The following is a 23,144-nucleotide window of genomic DNA, read 5'->3' on the forward strand; positions in this document are numbered from 1 at the left end:
GTGCCGAGGACGGGTAAATGTCGCAATGGTGACGAACGGCTGAACATTGACTTCAGCGGCACCGAATCACCCCACGGCCTTGATCCAAATTGGTAAAAACGAGGCCGTGTCGACCGATGACCCGTCCTCCCAGGCCGGCACGGTGCCGCCGCCGCTGGTGAGCCCGTGCCCGCACACTCCCGCGTGCCCGCCACCGGTCTGCCTCCCGCCCACCGTGCGCGCGCAGTCGGCGCAGACCGTACAGGCGTCGTCCGCGCCGCCGCCGTCCGTCGCCGACCCCGGAGGCGGCACCCCCTCGGGCGGCTACGAGGTCGACGCCTGGTACGTGCGCAAGTTCGCCGGAACGATGGGCGACTCGGCCATCGGCGTCGACAGCGTCAAGCAGTGGACGCCCCGCTTCGAAGGCTGGCACCTGGCCCCGATGGCCGGCATTCCGATCGTCGGACTGATGTTCGTCAACCGGCTCAACACCATCGCCGACACCTGGCGGGACAGCGCCGGCATTCTCACCGAGGTGCTGCGCACCGACAGCGGCAAGATCTCCACCGCCGCCGCGAACTACGTCGCCGCCCAGAAGGCCAGCACCATCAAGTAGGAGGAACCCCGCGATGACCACCCCATCCGGCGAACCGCCGAAACTGATCGTGCCGGGTCAGACCACGCCTCCTGCCGGCGGCCAGCAGTTGCACGTCGCCAACGCCCGGGGCGCCGTGCAGCGCACCATCACCGTCTCGCCGCCGCAGCCGCGCACCGACCCCGGCTTCTACCGGCGGCTGATCTCGCAGCTCAACCCCCTGCGCCAGACCACCCGGAGCGCCATGGTCATCTCCGGCCTCGGCGTCGCGGCACTCGCGCTGGACGTGGCGGCCACCCTCAACATGGGCAACCCGTTCCTGTTCTACGACCGGCGCGAACAGTGGAAGGACATGGCCGGGCAGCTCGAAGGCAGCCGCTCCGACCTGTGGCGGTCGTTCTTCGACGACATCGCGCCCAACTGGAAGGGCCGCGCGGTCGAAACCCTGCAGCAGTACGTGCGATTCAACGTCAACGGCCTCTACAGCCAGCTCGGCAAGATCTCCGGCGAGATGAGCAGCACCATGCACAGCCAGTTCAAGGAGGTGCTGGAGTACGACCTGTCGGTGTTCAGCCTGTACGCCTCCTCCGCGCCCGTGCTGCGCACCATCGCCTCGCTCAGCGCCCACCCGGTCGGCAAGGTCGCGCTGTGGACCCAGGTGGGCGTGTTCATGAGCATGGCGGGGAACATGGTCAAGCAGTTCGCCGACGTGTACAACTCGTACGAAGGCGATCTCAACAAGCTCGAACTCAAGCTCAACGAGCTGCGAGGCGCCTTCTACAAGAGCGGCAACCCCGACATGGGGGCGCGCGACCTCAACCTCACGCCCGCGATCGCCGACCCCTTCCGGCTGAAGGAATACTGGGTCCCGGCCTCCCAGCCGCAACAGCCCCAGCAGCCCAAGCAGCCGCAGGCCACGACATGAGGCACGTGGAATCGTTCGCAGAAGGGCGGCCCGACAACCTCTCCGGGCTGCTGCGCGAGGCCGAGAGCTGGGCCGGCGCGCTGTCCGGGGCGATGAGCGACCTGCAGCAGGAACGCCTGGAAGGCACGGACCCGAGCGGGGCCGTACGCGCCGTGGTGTCCGGCGGCGGACGCCTGCGCGCCCTGACCATCGACCCGCGCCTCTCCCGCGACCTGGACCACCTGCGGCTCGCCCAGGCCGTGCTGGACGCGATCGCCGCCGCCCACGCCACGATGGGGGAGCGGCTGGAGGAGGTCATCGAGGGCCTGAGCGTCCCGGGCGCCGCCGGCAGCGCGGCCGACCCGCTGGAGGGCTACATCCGCAACGTGCTGAAGGGGGAGTGAACGCATGCAGGACGCGAACGCGCGCCTGGAGGAGCTGATCGCCGCCGCCGCACGAGCGGAGGCGCGGGTGGACGAGTGGAGCGCCGCCGAGTTCACCGGCCGGGCCGACGACGGCGGCATCGTTGCCGTCACCGACGCCCTCGGCGCCCTCACCCGCCTGGACATCTCCCCACGCACCCGACGACGCCTGGACGCCACCAACCTCGCCGCCGCCATCCTGCAGGCCATCAGCACGGCCGAGGAAGCCGCCACCGCCTCCAGGGACGCCCTGCTCACCGACCTGCACCCAGGACCCCGCCAGAAGCCCTGAAGGCTCATTCCGCCCCGACCACGAGCTGGGGCCTATGGGCGCGTTGCGCCCCTGTGTTCCCGTGCAGCTGCGGAATCACTCGCGGCGCGCAGGCGAGGGTGAAGGGTGAGCGCCAGGACCAGCAGCGCGAACACTACTGCGACCAGGAGAACGACCAGCGGAACACCGCCCAGGGCGAGGGCCACCACGCCGAACGTGAAGATGCCTGCCCAGGCGTAGAGAATGAGCACCGTCCGGGTGTGGGAGTGTCCGCTGTCCAGAATGACGTGGTGAAGGTGCCCCCGATCCGGGGCGAACGGGGATTTCCCGTGGGACGTCCTGCGTATGACGGCGCTCAAAAGGTCTATGAGAGGCACGGCGATCAGCGCAACGGGCAGGACAAGGGGAATGACCATCGGAAAGCGGTTCACCTCGGCAACCGCGTCCGGCGCGATATCCGATGTCACCAGCACCATGGAGGTCGCAAGCACCAGCCCCAGGAGCATGGAGCCTGTGTCGCCCATGAAAATCCGCGCGGGGTGAAAGTTGTGCGGCAGGAACCCTAGGCAGACGCCGATCAGAATGGCGGACATGATGGCGGTCACCTGAATGCGATCGCCGCTCAGATGCTGGGAAAGCATGATCGAATAAAGCCATACCCCGGCCGCGGCAATCGTTGTTATGCCCGCGGCCAGGCCGTCGAGCCCGTCGACGAAGTTCAGCGAATTGATGATGGCCACGACGATGCCGATGGTGACTATCGTGCTCAGCGTGCTGTCGAGTATGTACGTCGCCCCGTTGGGGAGCGGTATCCACGGTAGCCTGATTCCGAAGAAGGACAGCACTCCACCTGCGGCGATCTGCCCACAGAGCTTCGTGAGCGAGCCGAGACCCAGCCAGTCGTCAAGAAAGCCGAGAGCCACGATGACGACGCAGGAAATGACCAGCCCGTAAAGGAAATTGCTGTCCGCGAGCTTGGCGCCCGACTTGTCGAGCCGAGCGGCGATCAGAAGGGTCGTCACCAAACCCGCGCACATGGCCAGCCCGCCCAGCCGGGGCGTCGGGGTGGCATGCACGTCGCGCTCTCTGACCTCGGGCATCGCGCCTATGGAGACGGCGAATCTGCGAACGAGTGGCACGAGGATGTACGTCGCCACCGCTGCCGTGAGAACGAGGTACAGATATTCGCGCACGCCGTGGAGTGTTTCACGCCGGTCGCCTCCTAATCCTCAGTCGAGCTGCGGGCGTTGGCCGGAGGGGTCCCATTCGATGGTGACGAGTCCGCCGTATTGCTTGGCGATCCGGCGGCGTAAGCCCTGATCGAAGGCATTGGTCTGGAGGACGATCCGGTTGAGCTCCGGCCTGATTCCCATGCCCCACACTTCCGGTTCGTCGATCGGACCGCGTTCCGCCTCCATCAGCGCGGTGAGTTCCGCCTGGCTGTTCTCCGCCGGCCGGACCTGGGGCACGATCACGTACGGAACGGGTTTCCCGTCCGACCGGCTCACCCCGGAGATCGGGGGCGAGGCAAGCGCGCGTCCTCGCGCGGTGACGTAGGGCGCGACCAGCCGGTACGGCTCGTACAGGATGTACGGCGGAGCCAGATCGTGCGGGTGGAGCTCGGCCCGTCGCAGGGCGGCTTGCTGGGCGTCCTGGAAGGGCTCGATGCCCTCGTGTGACCGGAGCAGCACGGGTGAAACCGGGTGGTAGTAGACCTCGGCGGCGTCGCTCGTCGCGGGCTGCACGATCACCCGCCACCCGCCGGGCAGGAATTCAGGCGCCGCCGTGACGGCGTACACAGCGAACAGCGCCAAGATCGCCTTCAGTCGCATGCGCGCCGAGTGTAGGCCCGCCCTCACTCGGAAAAGGCTCCCCGGTGCGCTGACATAGTGGATCCTCAGGCTCTTACGCTGCGCCTCATGGACAACGGCGGAACACATCCCCAACTGGCGAACATCACTGCGGCGCTGGACACGGTGCTCACCACCATGCGAGCTGCTGGCGCCGACATCACCTACCGCCTGGGGGGCACGAGCGCGGCCCTTCTTCAGGGGGTTCACCTTCCTGTCGGTGACATCGACCTTCTGGTGGCGCGGCGGGAGGACGTCGACACGTTCGGCGCCGCGCTCGCCTCGTTTCCCTGCCTTTACGCTGCCTCGTGGATTGCGGAGTCCTCGCAATACTTCGCCAGGTACGAGGTGCGCGGGGTCAAGGTGGAGATGAGCACCGTTGAGAAACCGTTCGACTCCGACGGGATGGAATGCATCGGGCGCGGCCCGTGGCAGCACTACGTATGGGTCGCATGCGGCTCGCACCGGGTGCCCGCGGTCCGGCTGGAGCTACGGCTGGCGACGGAGCTCGTACGGGACAGAGCCGACCGGTACGAGCCCCTTCTCCGCCACCTGAGCGCGCACGGGTGTGAGGTGGACCTGCTGGATCGGGCCATGAGGGACCAGGGGCTGTCAGCGGAACGCCGGCGCTTCGCCTGGGATCGCCTCCACCGCTCTGCTCCCTCCGCCTGACAGCCGAGAATGTCGGGGCCGGATGGCAACATCATCGCCGTGACGAACCTGGACGACCTTCTTCAGCGGGTGCGGGCGAAGGCGTACGCGACCGCAGAGCAGCAGCTGCCTTCCCCTGCCACGGCCGTGGAGGTGGCGCAGGCGGAGAGCACCCTGGGGTTCAGCCTTCCCCCTCTGCTCGTCCGGCTCTACCGCGAGGTGGCCAACGGCGGCTTCGGCCCCGACTACCAGCTCCTTCCGCTCGTGGGCGAAGGCCGTACCGCGGTCAGTGTCTACCGCGAGGAACGCGAGGAGCTTGCGGACGGGGCTCCGCACTGGCCTGCGGACGTCCTGCCGGTCCTCGACTGGGGATGCGGCATGTTCGCCGCCGTGGACTGCCGCAGCGCCGAGGGCGCCGTGCTGCTCTTCGAGCCGAACGGCGTCGACGACGAGTGGTCCCAGGCGTGGTACGTCGACGCAGAAGGGCTGGCCGGCTGGCTGGAGACGTGGCTTTCGGGGACGGGCTGGTACGAGGAGGACGCCGGCGAAGACGGCGGGATGCGGCCGTGGGAGGCGGCCCGGCAACGACTTTCAGCGAGTAGCTGACCTGACCGGCTGTGCCTCGTCCTCATCGAACCGGCCGAAAGGACGATCCCGGACGCGCCGGATCCTGCTTTGGACCGGTGCCGTCCCCCGGGAGGCCGTACAGGATGAGGCCCCATGCCACGCGAAGACCTCCCCGAGGCCCCGTCCAGCCACCGCCTCCCGTCCCTGGGGCGGCCCCGGATCATCGCGCTCGACGTGCTGCGCGGGTTCGCGCTGTGCGAGATCCTGCTCGCCAACATCCAGCTCATAGCCACCGGCGCCTCCGCCGTCGTGGTGCAGCCCATGGGCGACTGGGACCCCTGGCTGGGGTTGCCGATCTTCTCGCTGCTGTTCGGCATCGGGTTCGCACTGCTGCTGAGCTCCGCCGCGAACCGCGCCCCCCGCCCCCGCCTGGTCCTGCTGCGCCAGCTGCTGGCGTTGCTCGCGATCGGTCTCGTACACATGCTGCTCTGGCCGGGCGAGATCCTCACCATCTACGCCATCGTCGGCATGCTGGTGCTGCTGCCCTCGACCTGGCTGCCGCGGTGGGCCATGGCCAGCCTCGCCGCGGCACTCATCCCGGCGGCGATAATTTTCGGCATGGGCGGGCCCCTGCTGATCGCCGGGCTCTTCGTCCTCGGCTCGGCCCTGGTCCGCTATGGCGTGATCGAGCGGATCGAGCAGTCCACCCGAGGGCCGCTCCTGCTGGGCCTGCTCTTCGCGGCGGCACTGGCCACCACCCTGTGGGCGAAGGCCGGCCTGCGGGCCGTGGGCGCCACGACGCACCTGCCCGCCGTGACGAGCCTCGCCGACCTGCTGCTCGTCGGCGTGTACGTGTGCGGCCTGCTGCTCCTGCTCCGAACGCCGCTGCGACCGGTGCTGCAGTTCGTCTTCGCGCCACTGGGCCGGATGGCGCTGACCAACTACCTGACCGCCACACTCCTCGTACTGGTTGCCAGTCGTGTCCTCGGCCTGCCGATCGGCCAGTCCTTGGAGACGGCGTACTGGACCGCGGGGGCCATCCTCCTGACCCAGTGGCTGTTCAGCGCACTATGGCTACGCCACTACCGCCAGGGGCCCCTGGAGTGGCTCTGGCGCTGGACCACCTGGCTGCACCGCCCACGCCTCAGCCGAACTAGGACGTCATGACACGGAGCCGTGGCCGGCGCCGACAGAGGGAATGCCTACCTTGGCCGCGAACTCAGCGGTGAAGACGACCATGACATCGTCGGTGCCCAGGCGGTAGGCCTCGGCTGGCGGCCATTCCGCCGGGCTCGCGACGGCTATCCACACGGCCTCCTCCCGCGAGCACAACCTGATCGCGTTCGGCGTCGGGAGGCCGCTCTCGGAGTCTGAGGACCAGGCGATATCGACGCTGGTGACTTTTCTGCCGACGAGGCCCGACCAGCGTGGGTGATCCGTCACGTCCACCGCCGCCGCCCCGCCGGGCTGCCCGATCATCCGCAGGTGAGCGGTCATCGGCTCAGGGAAGACTTCAAGCCCGAAGTGGTCGAAGCTGCTGCCCCACACAGCCGAGAAGCAAGCACCACAGTCGGTGAACAGTTCCACCCCCATGGTCGGCTGGTGCCACGTCCCGAAGTCCCACTCCTCGACGTCGCAACCGTCGTCGCCGCCCGTCAACGGGTAGTAGACGACCCTCTGAATACGCCGACCTCGCAACATGGCAGCCGTACGTTCGTACTCCGCCTGGGTCAGCAACCATGACGACATCGGTACAGCATCGCCCGATACGGGGATCATGGGCCAACGCATATCCGCTGCGCACGACTCGGCCGGCCAGTCACAGCACACGTCGAAAATCAAAAGGCCCTCTCCCCATCCAAGGGGCGAGGGCCTTTCACCTGCGGAGGATCGGGGATTTGAACCCCGGATGGTGTTGCCACCAAACCGCATTAGCAGTGCGGCGCCATAGACCTGACTAGGCGAATCCTCCTGGTAGCCACGTGGCTCAGGACAGCGTACCGGCCTTCTGGCAGTGCGGCAAAGCGGTTCCCGTCACGCGTCCCCGCGCGGCCGCCTCGTCGCTGTCCAATCAGTGTCCAGCGAGTTGTCCACACCCTGTGGGTAACGGGCTGTGGACAAAGCCCGCTCCTGGTCAGGAGCGGGCTCAGGGCTGTGGATAACCCCCCGCTGTGGACAACCGCGAAGCCTAGGCGGCAGCCGCCGGGTTCGCCTCGCCCTCGATCTCGACCTTGATCTTCTTGCCGACCAGAACGCCGCCCGTCTCCAGGGCCTGGTTCCAGGTGAGGCCGAAGTCCTCGCGGTCGAACTCGGTGTTGATGGAGAAGCCCCAGACGGCCTGGCCCCACGGGTTGGTGCCGGCGCCGCCGTACTCGACCGTGAGCTCGACCTCCTTGGTGACCTCGCGGATCGTGAGGTCACCGACGACGGTGAACTCGTCGCCCGAGTGGTCGGTGACGCGGGTGCTCTTGAAGGTGATCTCCGGGAACTTGTCCACGGCGAGGAAGTCGTCGCTGCGCAGGTGGCCGTCGCGGTCGGCCACGCCGGTGGAGATGCTCTCGGTCTTGATCGTGAGCTCGGCGGACGAGTCCAGCGGGTTCTCGGCGATCGTGACGGAACCGGAGAAGTTGGAGAAGCTGCCGCGTACCTTGCTGACCATCATGTGCTTGACCACGAAGCCGATGGTGGTGTGGGCGACGTCGAGCGTGTAGGTGCCGGCGGCGGGGACGGTCAGGCCGTTCCAGGTGCGCGTGCTCATGGGGTTCCCTCCGATGGAGCTTGTTGTGCGGACGTTTGCGCCAACAAATTTCTACACGAGGAATATTCCGCGCGTCAACCAACGTCCGTTAGGGTATGAGCGTGACGAACATTGACGACCCCAGGCTGACGGCCATGGGCCTGCTGGCGGAGGTGCATGCCGGGCTGACGGCCAGGATGCAGCCGGTGTTCAGCGCGGCCGGGCTGTCGGACGTCGACTTCGAGACCCTGGTCAGGCTGGGGCGTTCGCCGCGTCAGCAGCTCCGGATGACCGATCTGGCCGCGCAGACCGGTCTGTCCACGAGTGGCGTGACCCGCGTGATCGACCGTTTGGAACGTGACGGCCTGGTCTCCCGCGAGGCGTGCGCCACCGATCGGCGGGCCTCCTACGCCACGCTCACCGGGTCCGGCCGCGACAAGCTGGAAGAGGTGCTGCCCCGCCACCTGGAGGACATCGACGAGTGCCTGACCGGGCTGCTGAGCTCCGCCGAGCTGGAGACGTTCCTGGCCACGCTGCGCAAGATCCGGCAGGTCGTGCGGCCCTGCGCTACGGCCGGGGCAGACCCAGTTCACTCCTGAGCTTGGCCATGGCCCGCGACACCGTGCTCTTCACCGTGCCGACGCTGATCCCCAGCGCGCTGGCGATCTCCGGCTCGGTCATGTCCTCGTAGTAGCGCAGCACGATGGCCGCCCGCATCCGCTCGGGCAGCTTCTGCAGGGCCAGTTCGAGCCGCTCGTGCACGTCGCCGCAGGCTTCTGCCGGCGTAACCACCTCGGGCAACTCGTCGGACGGGTACTCTTCCAGCTTGCGCCGTCGCCACTGGGAGATGTTGATGTTGACCATCGCCCGACGCACGTACCCGTCGAGCGCCCCCCGGTCCTGGATGCGGTCCCATGCGAGGTATGTCTTGGTCAGTGCGCTCTGCAGGAGATCCTCCGCATCCAGAGGGTGTCCGGTCAGCTGCTTGGCGGCACGCAGCAGCGCAGGGCCGCGCGTCATCACGTACTCGCGGAACTCCTCGTCGAATCTCTGCATCCCGGCCAGAATCCCAGCCCGGGGCCGCATTCAGGCAGAACCGCAATTCAGGATTCGGCCCGCCGTGGATAAAGGTCAGTCAAGGTCGGTGGCAGTTTGTATGACGCCGGATGTCATCTCCTTCCCCGGGGGATGCGTATTTTGCTCCCGTGTGCGGTGGAAGGCCCTGGCCCAGCCGCATGCGTGTGACTCTGGTACCCGGGACGAGGGAGGGGCGGATGGGCTTTCCTGATGTTGAGCGTCGCCGGGTGCTGGCAGCGGCGGCGCTGGGGCGCGAGGCGACGACGCCGGGCCCGGGGCCGGAAGGGGGCGAGCCCCTGCGCGCGGTCACCGGCGAGATCCTCGACGTGAGCCCGCACATGATCGCCGTCGAGACTCCAGACGGGAGGCAGGAGCGCCTGGTCATCGCGCCGTGGGCGACCGCGTGGCACGGCGGCGACGTCGCCCCGGCCGACCTTCCGGTACGGGCCACCGTGCTGATGAGGGCGTTGCGCGAGGGCAAGGTTGTCGAGCGGATCTGGGCCGACACCGTACGCCTGACCGGCACCATCGTGTCGATCGAAGGCCGCAAGGACGTCACCGTGGAGCTCGACTGCGGCCCGCACCGGGGCCGCCGCACGATCGTGATCCCCTACCGCGCCACGGGCCGGCTGCGGGTGCGCCATCCCCAGTTCGAGCCCGGTTACCTGTTCGACGCGATCGGGGTCAGGAAGGACGGCGCCGCGCTGGCGCTGCTGCCCGCCACGTCGCAGCCCGCCTACCCGGCGCGGGCCGTGCCGCCGCCACCGCCGTCCTACGCCGGCGCCCAGGCGCGCATCGCGGGCACCATCACCTGGTCCGATGTGTTCGACGGCGAGGAGCGCGGCGCCGCGTACCCGATGGTGGAGCGCTCGGACGCGGGCTGCCCCGACGCGGGCGTGTCGTGCGCGGCGCTGCCGTACCTGGCGATCGGCTCGCTGCTGCAGATCCAGAACGTGTGCGCGAATCGGTCGGCGGTCGTGCCGATCGTCGCGTGCGGGTGCGTGGCCGGGCGGTTCTGCGACCGGTGTGTCGAGTGTGGCACCTCGCCACGCGGTCGGATCACCGAGCTCTCCCCGGCCAGCTACGTGGAGCTGGGCGGGGACCTGGTGAACGGGTGTTTCAACGCGCAGATCGGATTGGGGTGACACACGTGCTGGCTTCACAGGTGCCTGTCCTGATCGTCCTGCTCGTCCTGGGGACGGTGGCCAAGTTCTCCGTCGTCCGGTCGGGCCGGGAGCCGGGGGAGCTGGCCCGGCTGGGCCCGGCGGTCCTGATGCCGGGCCGGCTCCAGCAACCGGCCCTGCTGCTGTGCGGCGTCGTCGAGCTGGTGCTCGCCGCCGGGCTGCTGGTCTCGGCGCACCCGCTGTTCCGGTGGGGGACGGTCACGTTCTTCGCGCTGTCCACGTACGTGCTGCTGGAGCTGCGCAGGCGCCGGCCGGATGCCGGGTGCGGCTGCTTCGGCGAGGTGAGCTCGGCGCCGGTCGGGCTGCGTTCGATCGGCCGGACCGTGGTGCTGACCGGGATGGCGCTCATGGCGGTGTGGGCCGGGACGCCGGGCTGGACGGCGTTCGCCGAGCCGGCCTGGGGGTTCACGCTGGCCGGGGCGGCGGTGCTGGCGGTGCTGTCGCCGGAGATCGACGAGCTGGTCGACCGGGCCCGGCACCGGGCCCCGTGCGAGCAGCGGCGCGGCCCGCAGGAGGGGGTGTCGCTGGCGCGGCTCAAGTCGAGCGGCACGTGGCGGGCCCACGCGGCGCAACTGGCGGCCACCGAGCCCTATGACAGCTGGCGGGAGCTGTGCTGGCGCTTCTTCGCCTTCCAGAACCACGAGCGGGACGACGTGGTCTTCGCCGTGCACCTGGCGGGGCGGCGGCCCGCGGTGCGGGTCGCGGTGGTGAGCGCGGAGTCTCTGCCGGAATATACGACCGTATCGGCCTGACGGTAGACAGCCTTATAGAGCGCTCGATTGAACTCTATTGGGCTGTCTAGCTTCCCCACTAGACAGCCCAATAGAGGGCTAGGGGCGGTGCTCACACCGGTTGGGCACGCAGGAACCTCCCGAAATGCGGCACCGTGAACGCGATCAGGCCGCGCTCGGCACTGTAGATCAGGCCCTTCTTGATGAGGCTGTCGCGGGCAGGGGAGAGGCTGGAGGGCTTGCGGCCCAGCGCCTCGGCGACCTCGGCGGTGGGCACCGGCTCGTCGCCGATCTCCGCCATGGCGTGCATGTAGTCGCGCTCGGCGGGGGTGGCGCGCTCGTAGCGGCTGCCGAAGAAGCCCACGGCCAGCTCCTCCTCCGCCTCCGGGGCCGACACCTTGACGTCGTCGAGCGTGATCGGGCTGCGCAGCGCCAGGTCCCAGGCCACCTTGCCGTAGGCCTGGACGAAGTAGGGGTAGCCGTCGGCCGCCTCGTAGAGGGCGTCGAGCGCCTCCTGGGTGAACTCGACCTGCTCCTCGCGCGCGGGCAGGATGAGCGCCAGGTCGGCGGCCTCCCGGTCGAGCTTGTCGATGCGCGCGTAGCGGAACAGCCGCTCGCTGTAGCTCTTGCTGGCCGACAGCACGCTCGGCAGGTGCGGCAGCCCGGCCCCGACCACGATGAGCGGGCCGCCGGACTGTGACAGCTCGTGGCAGGCGGCGCAGAGCGCCGAGACGTCGGCGGCCTGCACGTCCTGCATCTCGTCGATGAACAGGGCGATGCCGACGCCCAGGTCGGTGGCCACGCCGGCGGCGTCGACGAACAGCTCGGTCAGATCGATCTCCAGGTCGCCGGAGTCGGCCCGGCCCCGGCTGGCCGGCACCTCGATGCCGGGCGACCAGTGCGAGGTGCCCTTGGCGGCGGCCGGGTCGCGCATCGCGAACGCCTTGAGCACGCCCAGGAACTCCTCGATGCGCTCGGGCGCGCGGTGGCGCGGAGCCAGCTCGCGGATCGCCATGTGCAGGGCGGCGGCGACGGGACGGCGGATCGACTGGTCGGGCCGGGCCTCGATCTTGCCCGTGCCCCACAGCCGCTGCATCGCCATGGACTTGAAGGTGTTGAGGAGCACGGTCTTGCCGACGCCGCGCAGGCCGGTGACGACCATGCTGCGCTCGGGACGGCCGCGGGCCACCCGCTCCAGCACGACCTCGAACTGCTGCAGCTCACGGTCGCGCCCGGCGAGCTCCGGCGGACGCTGTCCGGCTCCGGGGGCGTAGGGGTTGCGCACAGGGTCCACGCTCTCGGACTCTATTGCCGGATATAGCGGCCGTCTTAGATTTGGGAAGAAAGCGCTACGGCGTGTCCGGGCAGGGGCGAGCGCGAGCACCGTCACCGGACACACCCCCTCTCACCAGGCCGAACCCTTGTTCGATTCGAGTACCTAAGACTGTAGCGCGGACTCGAACAGGTGCGCGATGATTTCGGGTAAAGAAGTTTGCAACAGCCGAGCCCACCCCGGGCGTCATGGTGGTGTGGAGTTCGAGGATTTCGTCCGGGCCCGCGGGCCGGCCCTCCTGCGATACGGCTACGTTCTCACCGGCAACGCCGAGGACGCCGCCGATCTGGTGCAGGAGGCGCTGCTGCGGTTGAGCGACACCTGGCGGCGGGTGCGCAACAAGGACAATCCGGAGTCGTACGTCCGTACGATCATGGCCCGCCAGCACGTGAGCTGGTGGCGCAAGGTGCGGCGCGAGCGCCTGACGGGCGAGCTGCCCGAGGGCTCCTACACCGACATCCACTCCACCGGCGAGCTCTGGAGAGAGCTCGCCACGCTGCCGCGGCGGCAACGCGCCGTGCTGGTGCTGCGCTACTACGAGGACCTGTCCGACCAGGAGATCGCCGACATCCTCGGCATCTCCCGAGGAACGGTGCGAAGCCAGGCGTTCCGCGGGCTCAACACGCTCCGGGTCAGGCCGGCGATGCTCGAAAGGGGACGGGCGTGAGGACAGAGGACGAGCTGGTCACAGCGCTGCGGCAGGGCGCCGCGGACGCGCCGGAGCCGGACCTGCTGGCGGGGGTCGCCCGGCTGCGCAGGCGGCGGCGCGCCAGGAGAAGGGCGCAACTGCTGGCCGCGGCGGCCGTGGTGGCGGTCGCGGGCACCGGCACGGCGGTCTTCAGGGGCACCGCCGTCCAGGAGACCCCGCAGCCGCTGGCGACGGCCACGGCGTCGATCGCCCCGGTGCCCGTCGAGCCGGTGGAAGCGGTGGCGGCGGAGCTGTGGCCGGAGGCGGTGTTCACCATGCCGGCCAGGAACTCCGACGGCTGGCGCTACCGCCCCATCACCGCCATCAGCCCCACGGAGGTCCTGCTCAGCGCCGAGTCGTCGTTCGAGAAGGCCGGCAAGTTCGAGGTGTACGACTCGCGTACCGGAAAGGCCAGGCTCGTCGCCGAGGTGCCGAAGGACGACCGGCTGAAGAAGTACATCGTGCAGGGCGTGACCGTGGACGGCGCGAACGTCGCCTGGTTCGCGTACGGCGAGCAGGGCGACGGCGCGCAGATCCGTGACATCTGGACGGTCCCGCTGGCCGGCGGCGAGGCCAGGCTGGTGGCCAGCCGCGTGGGCCAGGACGCCGACCTCGACGCGATCGGCCTGGACGGCGACCACGTCGTCTGGTCGGAGGTCGACGGCGGCGTGTGGCGGCACCCGCTCGGCGGGATCGAGCCCGAGCGCGTCCCCGGCAGCGACGGCCTGCACCTCGTCCAGTGGCCCTGGGCCACCGACGTGGCCGGCCTGCCGGGGGACCTGGACCGCAACCAGCTCCGGCTGGTGAACCTGGAGGACGGCTCCAGCCGCACCGTGCAGCCGCCGCCGGGCGTGCAGGGCATGCGCTGCGGGCCGGTCTGGTGTTACGGCCGGGGGGAGCGCGGCACGGTCATCAGCCGCGTCGACGGCTCGCAGCCGCCCCGGGAGGTCGCGCGCGGCATCGGCATGGGCGTGGCGCGCTACCCGATCCTGGACCGGTTCCTGGCGGCGGGCAATGCGGTGTACGACCTGGCGACGAGCACGATGGTGAGCTTCGGCAACCCGGGCAACTGGTACGGGGCGGGCGTCTCGTCGGAACCGAGCACCGTCTTCTACTGGGGCGCCACCAAGGGGGACAAGCCGGACAAGTTCCGGGTGCTGAACTTGGCAGCGGTCCCACCGGCGCAATAGCGTTCCGCCTCATGCGGACCTTCGCGAACGTACAGGAACTCAAGGCTGCCGTCGGCGAGAAGTTCGGCCCCACTGAGTGGCGCACCGTCACCCAGGAACAGGTCAACCTCTTCGCCGACGCCACCGACGACCACCAGTGGATCCACGTCGACGTGGAGCGGGCCAAGGAGGGCCCGTTCGGCGGCACGATCGCGCACGGCTACCTGAGCCTGTCGCTGCTGCCGGCGTTCATGTTCGAGCTGGTGCGGGTCGAGGGCATCGCGATGGGCGTCAACTACGGCCTGAACAAGGTGCGCTTCCCCCGCCCGGTGCCGGTCGGGGCCAGGGTGCGGGCCACGGCCGAGCTGACCGACGTCAAGGGGACGCCGGCGGGCTACCTGTCCAACCTCAAGATGACCGTCGAGGTCGAGGGCGAGAAGCGCCCGGCGTGCATCGCCGAGACGCTCAGCCTTTACGTTCCTGCGGAGTAGCCGGGCCGCGGGCCCCCGCCCGCGGCCGGTTTCGTGGAAATTTCGTTACGAGGGAATTACCCAGGTCAGGGGTGTGTTGGACATTTCTGTACGCGGGTAAGACGCGACCGACTCTCGGGCGTCACGACCCACCGTCCATCACAGGGACCGACCTGTGACCGCTGAATCCGCTCACACGCGGAACCGGGGACCCATGTGTTCCACCGGGGTGAATCGGCACCGACATCGCCGTAGGGCAGCTTCCACGCCCGAACCCGTCAGCTAACCCGGTAAGCGGTATGGAAGCGAGGAGTTACCCTTAATGCGCCCCATCCGCACCCCCAAGATCAACGTGTCCAAGGCCGTCCTCGGCGCCGCGCTCGTCGCGACCGCGTTCGGCGCCCACGTGTCGGCGGACGCCAGCACCGCGACCACCGCCAACACCCAGCCGCAGGCCGCCCAGGCCCAGCAGGCCGCCACGAACCAGAACACCAGGGTCAACGTCTCCGCCTCGCAGGTCCTGGCCGTCGCCAAGGCCCAGGTCGGCACCTCCGAGAACGCCGCCGGCGGTGGCACCAAGTTCCAGCAGTGGTACGCCAACTCCCAGCGCGCCGCCGAGACCGTCCAGCGTGACGGCGGCAACCGCCAGGACTACCTGAACGCCGCCTGGTGCTCGATGTTCGTCTCCTGGGTCGGCGAGCAGACCGGCGCCCGCCCGCAGGTCGGCTGGGACGCCTACACCGTGACCCACGCCAAGTGGTTCGCCGCCAACGACCGCTGGGGCCAGGAGGCCAAGCCCGGCGCCGTGGTCTTCTTCTCCTGGAGCGGCAGCAAGGACATCAGCTCCATCGACCACGTCGGCTTCGTCGTCAAGGACAACGGTGACGGCACGATCTCCACGATCGAGGGCAACACCGGCAACGGCAAGGTCGAGGAGCGGGTCCGTCCCACCTCGCAGGTCGCCGGCTACGGCTACCCGTCGTACGCCGCCTGATCAGACCGCCTCGAAAGCGCGCGTCCCCTTCCGGGGGCGCGCGCTTTTCGCGTTTCGTGCAACGGTACGGCGTGCTGGAGGATCCCTGGATACGTGGACCACACAACCGAGTTCGACGAGTTCGTCCGGAGCCGGGGCGACGCGCTCCTCCGGTACGGCTACGTGCTGTCCGGCAACGCGGACGACGCGGCGGACCTCGTCCAGGAGGCCCTGGCCAGGCTGGGTGACGCCTGGTCACGTGTGCGCAAGAAGGACGACCCCGAGGGGTACGTGCGCACGACCATGGTCAGGCTGCACATCACCTCGTGGCGGCGCAGGCACCGGGAGGAACTGGTGTCCGTCGTGCCGGAGAAGGGGCGCTTCGACCGTTACGAGGACGCGGACCTGTGGGCGGACCTGCAACGGCTGCCGCCCAGGATGCGAGTGGTCCTCGTGCTGCGCTACTACGAGGACCTGCCCGACGCGGAGATCGCCGCGATCCTCGGCGTCTCGCGCGGCACCGTGCGCAGCCAGGCGGCGCGTGCCCTGGACAAGCTCCGGATCAAGCGAATGCTGCAGGAGGCACGATGAGAAGCGAAGAGGACCTGGTCCGTACCCTGCGTGCCGGGGCCGGGCACGTCACGCCGACCGGCGGGCTGGCGGCGGCCGTCGCGGCCCGGCGGCGGGCGCGGCGACGCCGGCAGTGGGCGGGCATGGCCCTGGCGGCCGCCTCGGTGGTGCTGGTTGCCGGAGGGACGATGGCGGTGTGGCGGGGGGAGCCTCGGGTGTCGGTGGAGCCGGCGGTCGCGGTGACCACGGTGTCGCCTGGGGAGGTGGCCAGTGCCGTCCCCAGGGTGGCGGAGGTGAAGCCGGTGGCCGAGGTGTGGCCGGAGGCGGTGTTCACGATGCCGGCGGCGGCCCCCGATGGTTGGAAATATCGCCCGGTGACCGGAATTTCCCCCACCGAGGTGCTGCTGACCGCCGAGTCCTCCTTCGAGAAGGCCGGCCGCCTGGAGATCTACGACACCACTGCCCGCACGACCAGGGTGGTGGGCGACATGCCCGCCCCCGAAGGCGTCAAGGGCTACTTCGTCCAGGACGTCGAGGTGGGAGAGCGGCACTTCGCCTGGTACGGCACCACGCCCAACGACAGGGACAAGTGGGCCGACTTCTGGATCATCCCCCGCGAGGGCGGCACCGCCCAGCGGGTCGGCGAGGTCACCGGCGACCTGGCGAACGTGGAGCGGATCGGCCTCACCGAGGACGCCCTGGTCTGGTCCGTACGCGACGGGGGTGTCCACCGGCTTCCGCTGTCCGGCGGCGAGCCCGAGAAGGTCGCCGGCTCCGACGGCCTCCACCTGGACTCCTGGCCGTACGCCGTCGGCTACGCGCCGGGCGAGCGCGGGCAGAAGAACCAGGACCGCAGGGTCGACCTGGTGACCGGCGAGAAGACCCCGCTCCCGGCCTCCGGCTCCGTCACGAAGCTGACCTGCGCCGCCGAGTGGTGCTACGGCGACGCCAAGGGCGGCGGGCTCCTGGTGCAGGGCCTCGACGGCTCCGACGCCACGCTGCTCCCGTCGCTCGGCTTCCACGGGGAGGTCCTGGGCGACCGGTTCGCCTCGGTCATGCCGGTCAGAGGTGACGCCGATCCGGCCAAGGAGTACGTCGCGCCCGTCGCGGTCTACGACCCGGCCACCGGCAAGATCGCCGGCGTGAACCGGGTGTCGCCCGACGGGTCCGCCAGTTACGGCAGCGGAACGTCGTCCTCGCCCACCACGATCATGTACTGGGGCAAGGGCCCCGAGGTCACCGTGATGAACCTGGCGGCCGTCACCAGAAGATGATCGCCGCCACCGCGAGCGCCGCCAGCAGCCCCAGGTAGGCCAGCACCAGCCGGGTGTCCCGGAGCAGGCACTTGCTCCGGGTCAGCCCGGCCCGCCGCGCCTTCCAGTAGCCCGCGAACCCCAGCCCGGCGAACGCCAGCAACGCCCACGGCCCGAACAGCCACGCCAGCAGCGCGACCGTGGCATAGACGCACAACCTCAGCGGATCGTACGGCTCGGCCTTCACGTGATCACCTCCAGCGGGAGCCGTACCCTCGGCTCGGCGGCCACCGCTGACAGCCGCTGGGCCGAGAGCTGCGGCCACGCCTGCACGGCGCAGAACGGCGCGCACTGGTCACGGTCGGACCGCGTGCCCACGTGCACGCAGCACTGCGTCAGCCGCTCCTCGATCATGGTCGACAGGTCCATGAACGGCTTGACCGTCACCCGCACCACCCGCTCGCCCAGCATCCGGCGCAGCTTCGCCCGCCTGCCCGGCAGCGCGGACGAGGCCAGCGCCAGCAGGGTGGAGACGCCGAGGTCGCAGTTCTCGCAGATGTTGCGCCACAGGTCGCCGATCCGGGGGTGCGACAGCGACGACTGCTCCGACAGCAGGCCGAGCAGCGACTCCTGGACGGCCAGCCGCAGCTCGCGCGGGATCTCGGAGTCGGCGATGCGGTTGGCGACCAGGCCCAGGTTCTCCTTGAGCCGGTCGTGGCCGATCAGCGCCACCAGCGAGCGCCACTGCCGGGAGTCGTCGCGGATCAGGTAGCCCACCGAGCAGCAGTGCGGGTGCGAGCACGGCAACGCGGTCAGGTCGCGCCAGGTCACCAGGCCGCCGGTCTGCGGGCCGAGCCGCTTGAGCACGCCGGTGTGGGTCAGTCGGTCCATCGGGTCGATGGCCCCCGACCGGCCCGAGCCGAACTGCGGCTGCAACGACACGCCGCCCACGTACGGGGTGTCGAGGGCCAGCTTGATCACGTCGCCGATCTCGCCGTCGTTGACGCCCAGGGCGGCGGTCATCACCAGCGTGGTGAAGATCTCCCGCTCCGACAGCCTCCGTACGGCGTCGGCCTTCAGCCTGCGCAGGTCACCGCCTCGGTGATGCCGGGAGGACTCGGCCGACGAGCCGTCGTACTGGAGGTAGACCTCGACCCGCTCGCGGTGCTCGGTGAGCAGGTCCAGCAGCGAGTCGTCGCGGGCGATCAGGACGCCGTTGGTGTTGATCAGGATGCGGGTGACGGGCCGGGCGGTCAGCTCGGCCAGGAGCGTCTTCAGCTCGGGATGCAGCGTGGGCTCGCCGCCGCTCAGCATGAGGACGTCCAGCCTGCCGTTCTCCCTGGCCAGCCGCTGGTCCACGTTGGCCAGCACCTCGGCGACAGGCACGATGCCGGACAGGTCGGGAGAGCTGCCGGCGAAGCAGGTGGGGCAGCGCAGGTTGCACGCCTCGGCGATGTCCTCCAGCAGGATGCAGGTGTGCTGCGTCTGCATCTCCGGAAGCCCTTGCAGGTACGCGCCCGGCACGGGGGCGAAGTTGCCCGACACGTCCGGGATGTGCTGCTTGGTGGGAGCGGTCCATTCCTCCAGATAGGCAAGAATCTCCGGGTCCTCGTCGTACAGCGTCCTGACCAGCCCGTGCTCGCGGCACCCGCGTTCGAGCCACACCCGGCCGTCCCGCTCCGCCAGGTAGCCGCTCAGCCGCTCCACCCGGGTGAGATCGGGCTCCTGACAGTGCGGGCAGAACGCGTTGACGTAGCGGAGGATGCGGTCGCCCCGCAGCTCCATGCCTGTGCTCACTGGTGCACCTTCCGGTCGAAGAGGGCATCGTAGTAGCCGCGCCGCCAGCCGTAGCCGACCCGGATGCCCAGCAGCAGCAGACCCGGCAGGAGGAAGCACTGCGGACCGGTCAGGCCGGACCACAGGATGTCGTTCACCCGGGTGAACTCCACCAGGAAACGGAACACCGCGTAGCCCGCCAGATAGAGCGTGAACAGCTCGCCCGGCCTGGTCAGCCGCTTGCGCGCCCACACCAGGGCGGCGAACGCGGCGAGCTGGAAGACGATCTCGTAGACGAACGACGGGTGCATCGCCTGGCCCGCCAGGCAGCCGGGGCAGTCCGGGGTCGTCGCCGGCGCGTGGATGCCCCACGGCAGCGAGGTCGGCCGCCCCGGGGCCTCGGTCAGATGGCAGCCGATCCGCCCGACCGCCATGCCCAGCGCCACCGCCGGCGCGAACAGGTCACCGGTGCGCTCTCGATAGCCGATCACCCGCTTGGCGACGAGCACGCCCACGTACGCGCCGGTCAATCCGCCCAGGACGCTGCGCGACCCGTACAGCCAGAGGCTCTGCAGGTCCAGCGTCTCCAGCCAGCCCGCCAGGCGCATGCCGATGGCGCCGCCGACCAGCGCCCCGGTGACCGCCACCAGCGACTGCTCGTTCAGCGCCCCCCGGCTGCGGGCCTCGCGGACGAACACCACCGAGGCCACCAGCACGCCGAGACCGACGAAGATCTCGTGCAGCGGCACGTCAGCCGCCGTAGAGGCTCGGGTTGAGACCCGTGCACAGTCCCGCCGTGACGATCGACCACAGCGCCCAGCCGATCATCAGCCCGAGCCCGGTGCCGATCGACCACGGCTTGCGCACCAGCAGCAGGCCGACGCCCACGCCGAGCCCCACCAGGGCGAGGAACGCGGCCGCCGCCCCGATCACGACCCCCGCCTGGTCGCCGCCCATGGCCGAGCCGGCGACCATGAGGACCCCGAACACGACCATGACGTTGATGACGCTGTAGATGGCCACCCCGGCGAGCGCGAGCCCGACCACGATCCCCGCCGAGCTGCCCTGCGGCTGCGGCGGAGGCGGAGGCGGCCACGGCCCGTGCTGTTGCCCGTACGGCGGCCACTGCTGTTGCCCGTGCTGTTGGCCTTGCTGTGGCCCGTGCTGTTGGCCTTGCTGTGGCCCGTGCTGTTGGCCTTGCTGTGGCCCGTGCGGCGGCGGCCCGTGCGGAGGCCCTTGCTGCGGCCCTTGTTGTGGCCCCTGCGGCGGTCCCTGGGGTGGCTGGCGCCACGCCGGGTCGTCCGGGCCCTGCGGCGGCGGCGGTGGTGTGGTCATTGGCTCTCCCCCCCTGGTCCGGCAAAGGTTAGGGGGCGACACTTTCACTTGGCTATACATACCGGCCGATATTGCTGCCCCGCGCCCGGCCCCACCCCCCAGCCCTGCCCAGGAAGAACCTCCTCAGACCGCCCTATAGCCCCTCCGAGTAATAGATCGCCGCCTGAACCCGGCTCTTCAGCCCCAGCTTGTTCAGCACCCTGCTGACGTGGGTCTTGGTCGTGGCCTCCGCCATGTCGAGCTCCCGGGCGATCTCCGCGTTGGACAGCCCGCGCCCGATGCAGGCCAGCACCTCCCGCTCGCGCGGCGTCAGCCCGGCCGGATCGACCGCCTCCTTGCGCACCGGCGGCGCCTGCTCGCCGAACGCCGTGATCAGCCGCCTCGTGACAGCCGGCGAGATCAGCCCGTCACCCCTGGCCACCAGCCGCACGGCCTCGACCAGCGAATCGGCGTCGGTGTTCTTCAACAGGAACCCGGCCGCCCCCGCCCGCAACGCCCCGAACACGTACTCGTCCACGTCGAACGTCGTCAAGATCAGCACATCGGCCACCCCGACCAGCTCCCTGGTGGCCGAGATGCCGTCCATCCGCGGCATCCGCACGTCCATCAGCACCACGTCCGGCCGCTTCTCCCTGGCCAGCGCCACGGCCTCCACCCCGTCGGCCGCCTCGCCCACGACCTCGATGTCGTCGGTGCCGTCGAGGATCAGCACGATCCCGGCCCGGACCGCCGCATGGTCGTCGGCCACCAGAACCCTGATGCTCATCCCGCGCTCCCGTCATCCTGTCCAGAGGTCGGCAACCGTGCCGTGACCCGCCACCCGTCGCCCTGCGGCCCGGCCTCGAACGTGCCGCCGACCAGCGCGGCCCGCTCCCGCATGCCCACCAGCCCGGCGCCCGCGCCCGGCAGCCGCGCGTCACGCCCGTTGACCGCGTTGTCCACGGTCACCGAGACCTGCCGCGCCTCGTAGCGGATGTGCACGCTCGCCGGCTGCTCGCCGTGTTTGAGCGCATTGGTCAATGCCTCCTGAAGAATCCGGAACGCGGCCAGATCGACCGGCGGGGGCAGCTCCCGGGGCTCGCCCTCGACACGCAACGACGTCTCCATCCCCGACCCGCGGGCCCGTTCGACCAGGCCCTCCGCGTCGGCCAGCCGTGGCCGCACCGCCTCGGCCTCCTCGCCCGCCTGCCGCAGCAACCCGATCATGGACCGCATCTCGGACAACCCCTTCACGCTGTTCTCACGTACGGACTCCATGATCTTTCGCACGGTGCCCTGATCCAGGTCCTTGCGGGACAGCACGGCCGTGGACTGGATGGCGATGGCGCTGAAATGGTTGGCGATCATGTCGTGCAGCTCGCGGGCCATCCGCGTGCGCTCGGCCGTGATCGCCGCCTGCCGGTCGAGCTCGGCCAGCCGCGCCACCTGCTCAGCCCGCGTCCGCTCGGCCACCGCCCGGTCGCGCTGCTGCCGCAGCACCTGGGCCGTCGTCACCGGCGACACCAGCACCAGCCCCAGCTGCACGCTGATCAGCGCCAGCACCCGCCAGTCGCTCGCCAGGAACCCGCCCACCGCCCCGGACACCACCGCGATCATCGTCGTGCCGATCAACAGCCACCGCGACGCCCTGGCCGGCCCGTAGAGCGCGGCCGCGTACAGATTGTCCGTGTAGACCAGCACCGTGCCCAGCGACGGCCCCACCACGGTGTCGAGCAGGATCCCGGTCGTGCCCAGCCCCAGCGAGGCCATCGGCGCCCGCGTGCGCCCCAGCGTGGCGAGGCACACCATCGCCAGCGGCACCGCCATCATCCACCGGGACGGCTGCCACGCGGGCGGGTCGCGGGGGATGTAGGCTCCAGCCGCGATCAGGAGCAGACCCACCGCGAAGGCCAGCCCCGCCAGCAGCGGCACGCGTTTCATGCCTCCTATCCCACCACCCCGGACCACCGGTTCCCTCCTTCGCGGGGCCGCCTGTGGATACACCCTTCGATGTATCCACAGGTTCCTTTTCCTGGCGGAGGAAACCGCCCAAAGCGCCCGCAAGACTGGACAGCGTGATTGTCGCCATCCTGATCGCGTGCGAGATCGGCTTCTGGGTCCTCCTCGGACTCGGCCTCGCCTGCCGCTATCTCTGGAAGCGCCGCCGCCTCAGCACGGCCCTGCTGGTCGGCGTCCCCCTCCTGGACGTCGTCCTCCTCACCGCCGCCGTGATCGACATGCGCGGCGGCGCCGTGGCCGACTTCAAGCACGGCCTCGCGGCCGCCTACCTCGCGTACTCCGTCGTCTTCGGCCACCGCACCCTGCGCTGGGCCGACGCCAAGTTCCACCACCGCTTCGCCGGCGGCCCCCCGCCCCCGAAACCCCCACCCGGAGGCAGGGCCCGCACCCTCTACGAATGGCGCTACTGGCTGCTCATCCTGCTGGCGTACGGGATCACCTGGGCCGTCGTCCTGCTCATGACCTGGCTCGTGGGCGACCCGGCGCGTACGGAGGAGCTTCGGATGTTCGCCCTGCAACTCGTCAGGGTGCCGGCGATCGCCCTGATCTGGCCGGTGAGCCACACGCTGTGGCCCAAGAAGGTGGAGACCGAAGACGCGCGATCGGCGTAA

General features: G+C 69.9%; 29 protein-coding genes, 1 tRNA gene and 1 riboswitch. Of the genes, 17 read left to right on the forward strand and 13 right to left on the reverse strand.

Annotated elements, in window-relative coordinates:
- The first annotated feature begins 106 nt into the window (after positions 1-106).
- The 4 genes from KME80_RS00460 to KME80_RS00475 are packed head-to-tail and all read left to right on the forward strand — an operon-like array spanning position 107 to position 2,192.
- Positions 107-595, forward strand: a complete 489-nt coding sequence (locus KME80_RS00460; protein WP_219498702.1) for a hypothetical protein — start codon at positions 107-109, stop codon at positions 593-595.
- A 13-nt stretch (positions 596-608) separates the two neighbouring features.
- A complete protein-coding gene (locus KME80_RS00465; protein ID WP_219498706.1) occupies positions 609-1,499 on the forward strand; it encodes a hypothetical protein in 891 nt (296 codons plus the stop codon).
- 5 nt (positions 1,500-1,504) lie between these two features.
- Positions 1,505-1,882: a YbaB/EbfC family nucleoid-associated protein gene (locus KME80_RS00470; protein WP_219498709.1), complete on the forward strand. Its 378-nt coding sequence runs from the start codon at positions 1,505-1,507 to the stop codon at positions 1,880-1,882.
- 4 nt (positions 1,883-1,886) lie between these two features.
- Entirely contained in the window at positions 1,887-2,192 is a 306-nt protein-coding gene (locus tag KME80_RS00475; protein WP_219498712.1) for a YbaB/EbfC family nucleoid-associated protein, read from the forward strand.
- 32 nt (positions 2,193-2,224) lie between these two features.
- On the opposite strand, the gene KME80_RS00480 is transcribed toward KME80_RS00475, so the two are convergent.
- Entirely contained in the window at positions 2,225-3,364 is a 1,140-nt protein-coding gene (locus KME80_RS00480; protein ID WP_219498716.1) for a glycosyltransferase family 4 protein, read from the reverse strand.
- A gap of 36 nt (positions 3,365-3,400) precedes the next feature.
- The gene (locus KME80_RS00485; RefSeq protein ID WP_219498734.1) at positions 3,401-4,003 is read right to left on the reverse strand and encodes a hypothetical protein; all 603 of its coding nucleotides are present in this window, start codon (positions 4,001-4,003) and stop codon (positions 3,401-3,403) included.
- 87 nt (positions 4,004-4,090) lie between these two features.
- On the opposite strand from KME80_RS00485, the gene KME80_RS00490 reads away from it, so the two are divergent.
- The 3 genes from KME80_RS00490 to KME80_RS00500 all read left to right on the forward strand — a co-directional run bounded on the left by KME80_RS00490 (position 4,091) and on the right by KME80_RS00500 (position 6,406).
- Positions 4,091-4,693 (forward strand): hypothetical protein, encoded by a 603-nt coding sequence (locus KME80_RS00490; RefSeq protein ID WP_219498736.1) that lies wholly within the window; start codon positions 4,091-4,093, stop codon positions 4,691-4,693.
- Positions 4,694-4,732: 39 nt separating this feature from the next.
- Positions 4,733-5,278, forward strand: a complete 546-nt coding sequence (locus KME80_RS00495) for an SMI1/KNR4 family protein (RefSeq protein WP_219498739.1) — start codon at positions 4,733-4,735, stop codon at positions 5,276-5,278.
- Positions 5,279-5,392: 114 nt separating this feature from the next.
- A complete protein-coding gene (locus KME80_RS00500) occupies positions 5,393-6,406 on the forward strand; it encodes a DUF418 domain-containing protein (RefSeq protein WP_219498742.1) in 1,014 nt (337 codons plus the stop codon).
- Here KME80_RS00500 and KME80_RS00505 read toward each other — a convergent pair.
- The 3 genes from KME80_RS00505 to KME80_RS00515 all read right to left on the reverse strand — a co-directional run bounded on the left by KME80_RS00505 (position 6,401) and on the right by KME80_RS00515 (position 7,997).
- Positions 6,401-7,081: a hypothetical protein gene (locus tag KME80_RS00505; protein WP_219498746.1), complete on the reverse strand. Its 681-nt coding sequence runs from the start codon at positions 7,079-7,081 to the stop codon at positions 6,401-6,403. The genes KME80_RS00500 and KME80_RS00505 overlap by 6 nt on opposite strands.
- A gap of 41 nt (positions 7,082-7,122) precedes the next feature.
- Positions 7,123-7,211: transfer RNA gene (locus tag KME80_RS00510), tRNA-Ser, on the reverse strand.
- A gap of 216 nt (positions 7,212-7,427) precedes the next feature.
- Positions 7,428-7,997, reverse strand: a complete 570-nt coding sequence (locus KME80_RS00515) for a YceI family protein (RefSeq protein ID WP_219498748.1) — start codon at positions 7,995-7,997, stop codon at positions 7,428-7,430.
- A 95-nt stretch (positions 7,998-8,092) separates the two neighbouring features.
- Here KME80_RS00515 and KME80_RS00520 point away from each other — a divergent pair, with 95 nt between their 5' ends.
- On the forward strand, positions 8,093-8,575 hold the full coding sequence (locus KME80_RS00520; RefSeq protein WP_219498752.1) for a MarR family winged helix-turn-helix transcriptional regulator: 483 nt from the start codon (positions 8,093-8,095) through the stop codon (positions 8,573-8,575).
- Here the strand turns inward: KME80_RS00520 and KME80_RS00525 are convergent.
- Positions 8,544-9,032: a SigE family RNA polymerase sigma factor gene (locus KME80_RS00525; RefSeq protein ID WP_219498755.1), complete on the reverse strand. Its 489-nt coding sequence runs from the start codon at positions 9,030-9,032 to the stop codon at positions 8,544-8,546. The two genes, KME80_RS00520 and KME80_RS00525, sit on opposite strands and share 32 nt — an antisense overlap.
- 218 nt (positions 9,033-9,250) lie before the next feature.
- On the opposite strand from KME80_RS00525, the gene KME80_RS00530 reads away from it, so the two are divergent.
- Both KME80_RS00530 and KME80_RS00535 read left to right on the forward strand, forming a co-directional pair.
- A complete protein-coding gene (locus KME80_RS00530) occupies positions 9,251-10,198 on the forward strand; it encodes a hypothetical protein (RefSeq protein WP_219498758.1) in 948 nt (315 codons plus the stop codon).
- 5 nt (positions 10,199-10,203) lie between these two features.
- Positions 10,204-10,989 carry a MauE/DoxX family redox-associated membrane protein gene (locus KME80_RS00535; protein WP_308125559.1) on the forward strand — a complete coding sequence of 262 codons (786 nt, stop codon included), beginning with the start codon at positions 10,204-10,206 and terminating at the stop codon, positions 10,987-10,989.
- Between the two features lie 91 nt (positions 10,990-11,080).
- Here the strand turns inward: KME80_RS00535 and KME80_RS00540 are convergent, their stop codons facing one another.
- Positions 11,081-12,262 carry an ATP-binding protein gene (locus KME80_RS00540; protein WP_219498763.1) on the reverse strand — a complete coding sequence of 394 codons (1,182 nt, stop codon included), beginning with the start codon at positions 12,260-12,262 and terminating at the stop codon, positions 11,081-11,083.
- A gap of 235 nt (positions 12,263-12,497) precedes the next feature.
- On the opposite strand from KME80_RS00540, the gene KME80_RS00545 reads away from it, so the two are divergent.
- The 6 genes from KME80_RS00545 to KME80_RS00570 all read left to right on the forward strand — a co-directional run bounded on the left by KME80_RS00545 (position 12,498) and on the right by KME80_RS00570 (position 17,445).
- Positions 12,498-12,968 (forward strand): SigE family RNA polymerase sigma factor, encoded by a 471-nt coding sequence (locus KME80_RS00545; RefSeq protein WP_308125560.1) that lies wholly within the window; start codon positions 12,498-12,500, stop codon positions 12,966-12,968.
- Positions 12,965-14,179, forward strand: a complete 1,215-nt coding sequence (locus KME80_RS00550) for a TolB-like translocation protein (RefSeq protein ID WP_219498769.1) — start codon at positions 12,965-12,967, stop codon at positions 14,177-14,179. The genes KME80_RS00545 and KME80_RS00550 overlap by 4 nt, the downstream gene beginning before the upstream one ends.
- Positions 14,180-14,190: 11 nt before the next feature.
- On the forward strand, positions 14,191-14,649 hold the full coding sequence (locus KME80_RS00555; protein ID WP_219498771.1) for a MaoC family dehydratase: 459 nt from the start codon (positions 14,191-14,193) through the stop codon (positions 14,647-14,649).
- Positions 14,650-14,798: 149 nt separating this feature from the next.
- Positions 14,799-14,940, forward strand: a riboswitch (cyclic di-AMP (ydaO/yuaA leader).
- A 10-nt stretch (positions 14,941-14,950) separates the two neighbouring features.
- The gene (locus KME80_RS00560; RefSeq protein WP_219498774.1) at positions 14,951-15,622 is read left to right on the forward strand and encodes a CHAP domain-containing protein; all 672 of its coding nucleotides are present in this window, start codon (positions 14,951-14,953) and stop codon (positions 15,620-15,622) included.
- A 93-nt stretch (positions 15,623-15,715) separates the two neighbouring features.
- Positions 15,716-16,192, forward strand: a complete 477-nt coding sequence (locus KME80_RS00565) for a SigE family RNA polymerase sigma factor (RefSeq protein WP_219498776.1) — start codon at positions 15,716-15,718, stop codon at positions 16,190-16,192.
- Complete coding sequence (locus tag KME80_RS00570) at positions 16,189-17,445, forward strand: hypothetical protein (protein WP_219498778.1); 1,257 nt, start codon at positions 16,189-16,191, stop codon at positions 17,443-17,445. The genes KME80_RS00565 and KME80_RS00570 overlap by 4 nt, the downstream gene beginning before the upstream one ends.
- On the opposite strand, the gene KME80_RS00575 is transcribed toward KME80_RS00570, so the two are convergent.
- From KME80_RS00575 to KME80_RS00600, 6 genes are all read right to left on the reverse strand, one after another.
- The gene (locus KME80_RS00575) at positions 17,432-17,671 is read right to left on the reverse strand and encodes a hypothetical protein (RefSeq protein ID WP_219498780.1); all 240 of its coding nucleotides are present in this window, start codon (positions 17,669-17,671) and stop codon (positions 17,432-17,434) included. The two genes, KME80_RS00570 and KME80_RS00575, sit on opposite strands and share 14 nt — an antisense overlap.
- Positions 17,668-19,221, reverse strand: coding sequence for a radical SAM protein (locus tag KME80_RS00580; RefSeq protein WP_308125561.1), 1,554 nt, complete (start codon positions 19,219-19,221; stop codon positions 17,668-17,670). Before KME80_RS00580 ends, KME80_RS00575 begins: the two co-directional genes overlap by 4 nt.
- Positions 19,218-19,949 carry a prolipoprotein diacylglyceryl transferase gene (locus KME80_RS00585; RefSeq protein ID WP_219498783.1) on the reverse strand — a complete coding sequence of 244 codons (732 nt, stop codon included), beginning with the start codon at positions 19,947-19,949 and terminating at the stop codon, positions 19,218-19,220. The genes KME80_RS00580 and KME80_RS00585 overlap by 4 nt, the downstream gene beginning before the upstream one ends.
- 1 nt (position 19,950) lies before the next feature.
- The gene (locus KME80_RS00590; RefSeq protein WP_219498786.1) at positions 19,951-20,247 is read right to left on the reverse strand and encodes a hypothetical protein; all 297 of its coding nucleotides are present in this window, start codon (positions 20,245-20,247) and stop codon (positions 19,951-19,953) included.
- 421 nt (positions 20,248-20,668) lie between these two features.
- Positions 20,669-21,301 (reverse strand): response regulator, encoded by a 633-nt coding sequence (locus KME80_RS00595; protein ID WP_219498789.1) that lies wholly within the window; start codon positions 21,299-21,301, stop codon positions 20,669-20,671.
- A complete protein-coding gene (locus KME80_RS00600) occupies positions 21,298-22,455 on the reverse strand; it encodes a sensor histidine kinase (protein WP_246643591.1) in 1,158 nt (385 codons plus the stop codon). The genes KME80_RS00595 and KME80_RS00600 overlap by 4 nt, the downstream gene beginning before the upstream one ends.
- 134 nt (positions 22,456-22,589) lie before the next feature.
- On the opposite strand from KME80_RS00600, the gene KME80_RS00605 reads away from it, so the two are divergent.
- Positions 22,590-23,144 carry a hypothetical protein gene (locus KME80_RS00605; RefSeq protein WP_308125562.1) on the forward strand — a complete coding sequence of 185 codons (555 nt, stop codon included), beginning with the start codon at positions 22,590-22,592 and terminating at the stop codon, positions 23,142-23,144.

Source organism: Nonomuraea ceibae, from assembly GCF_019396325.1.
Taxonomy (GTDB): domain Bacteria; phylum Actinomycetota; class Actinomycetes; order Streptosporangiales; family Streptosporangiaceae; genus Nonomuraea; species Nonomuraea ceibae.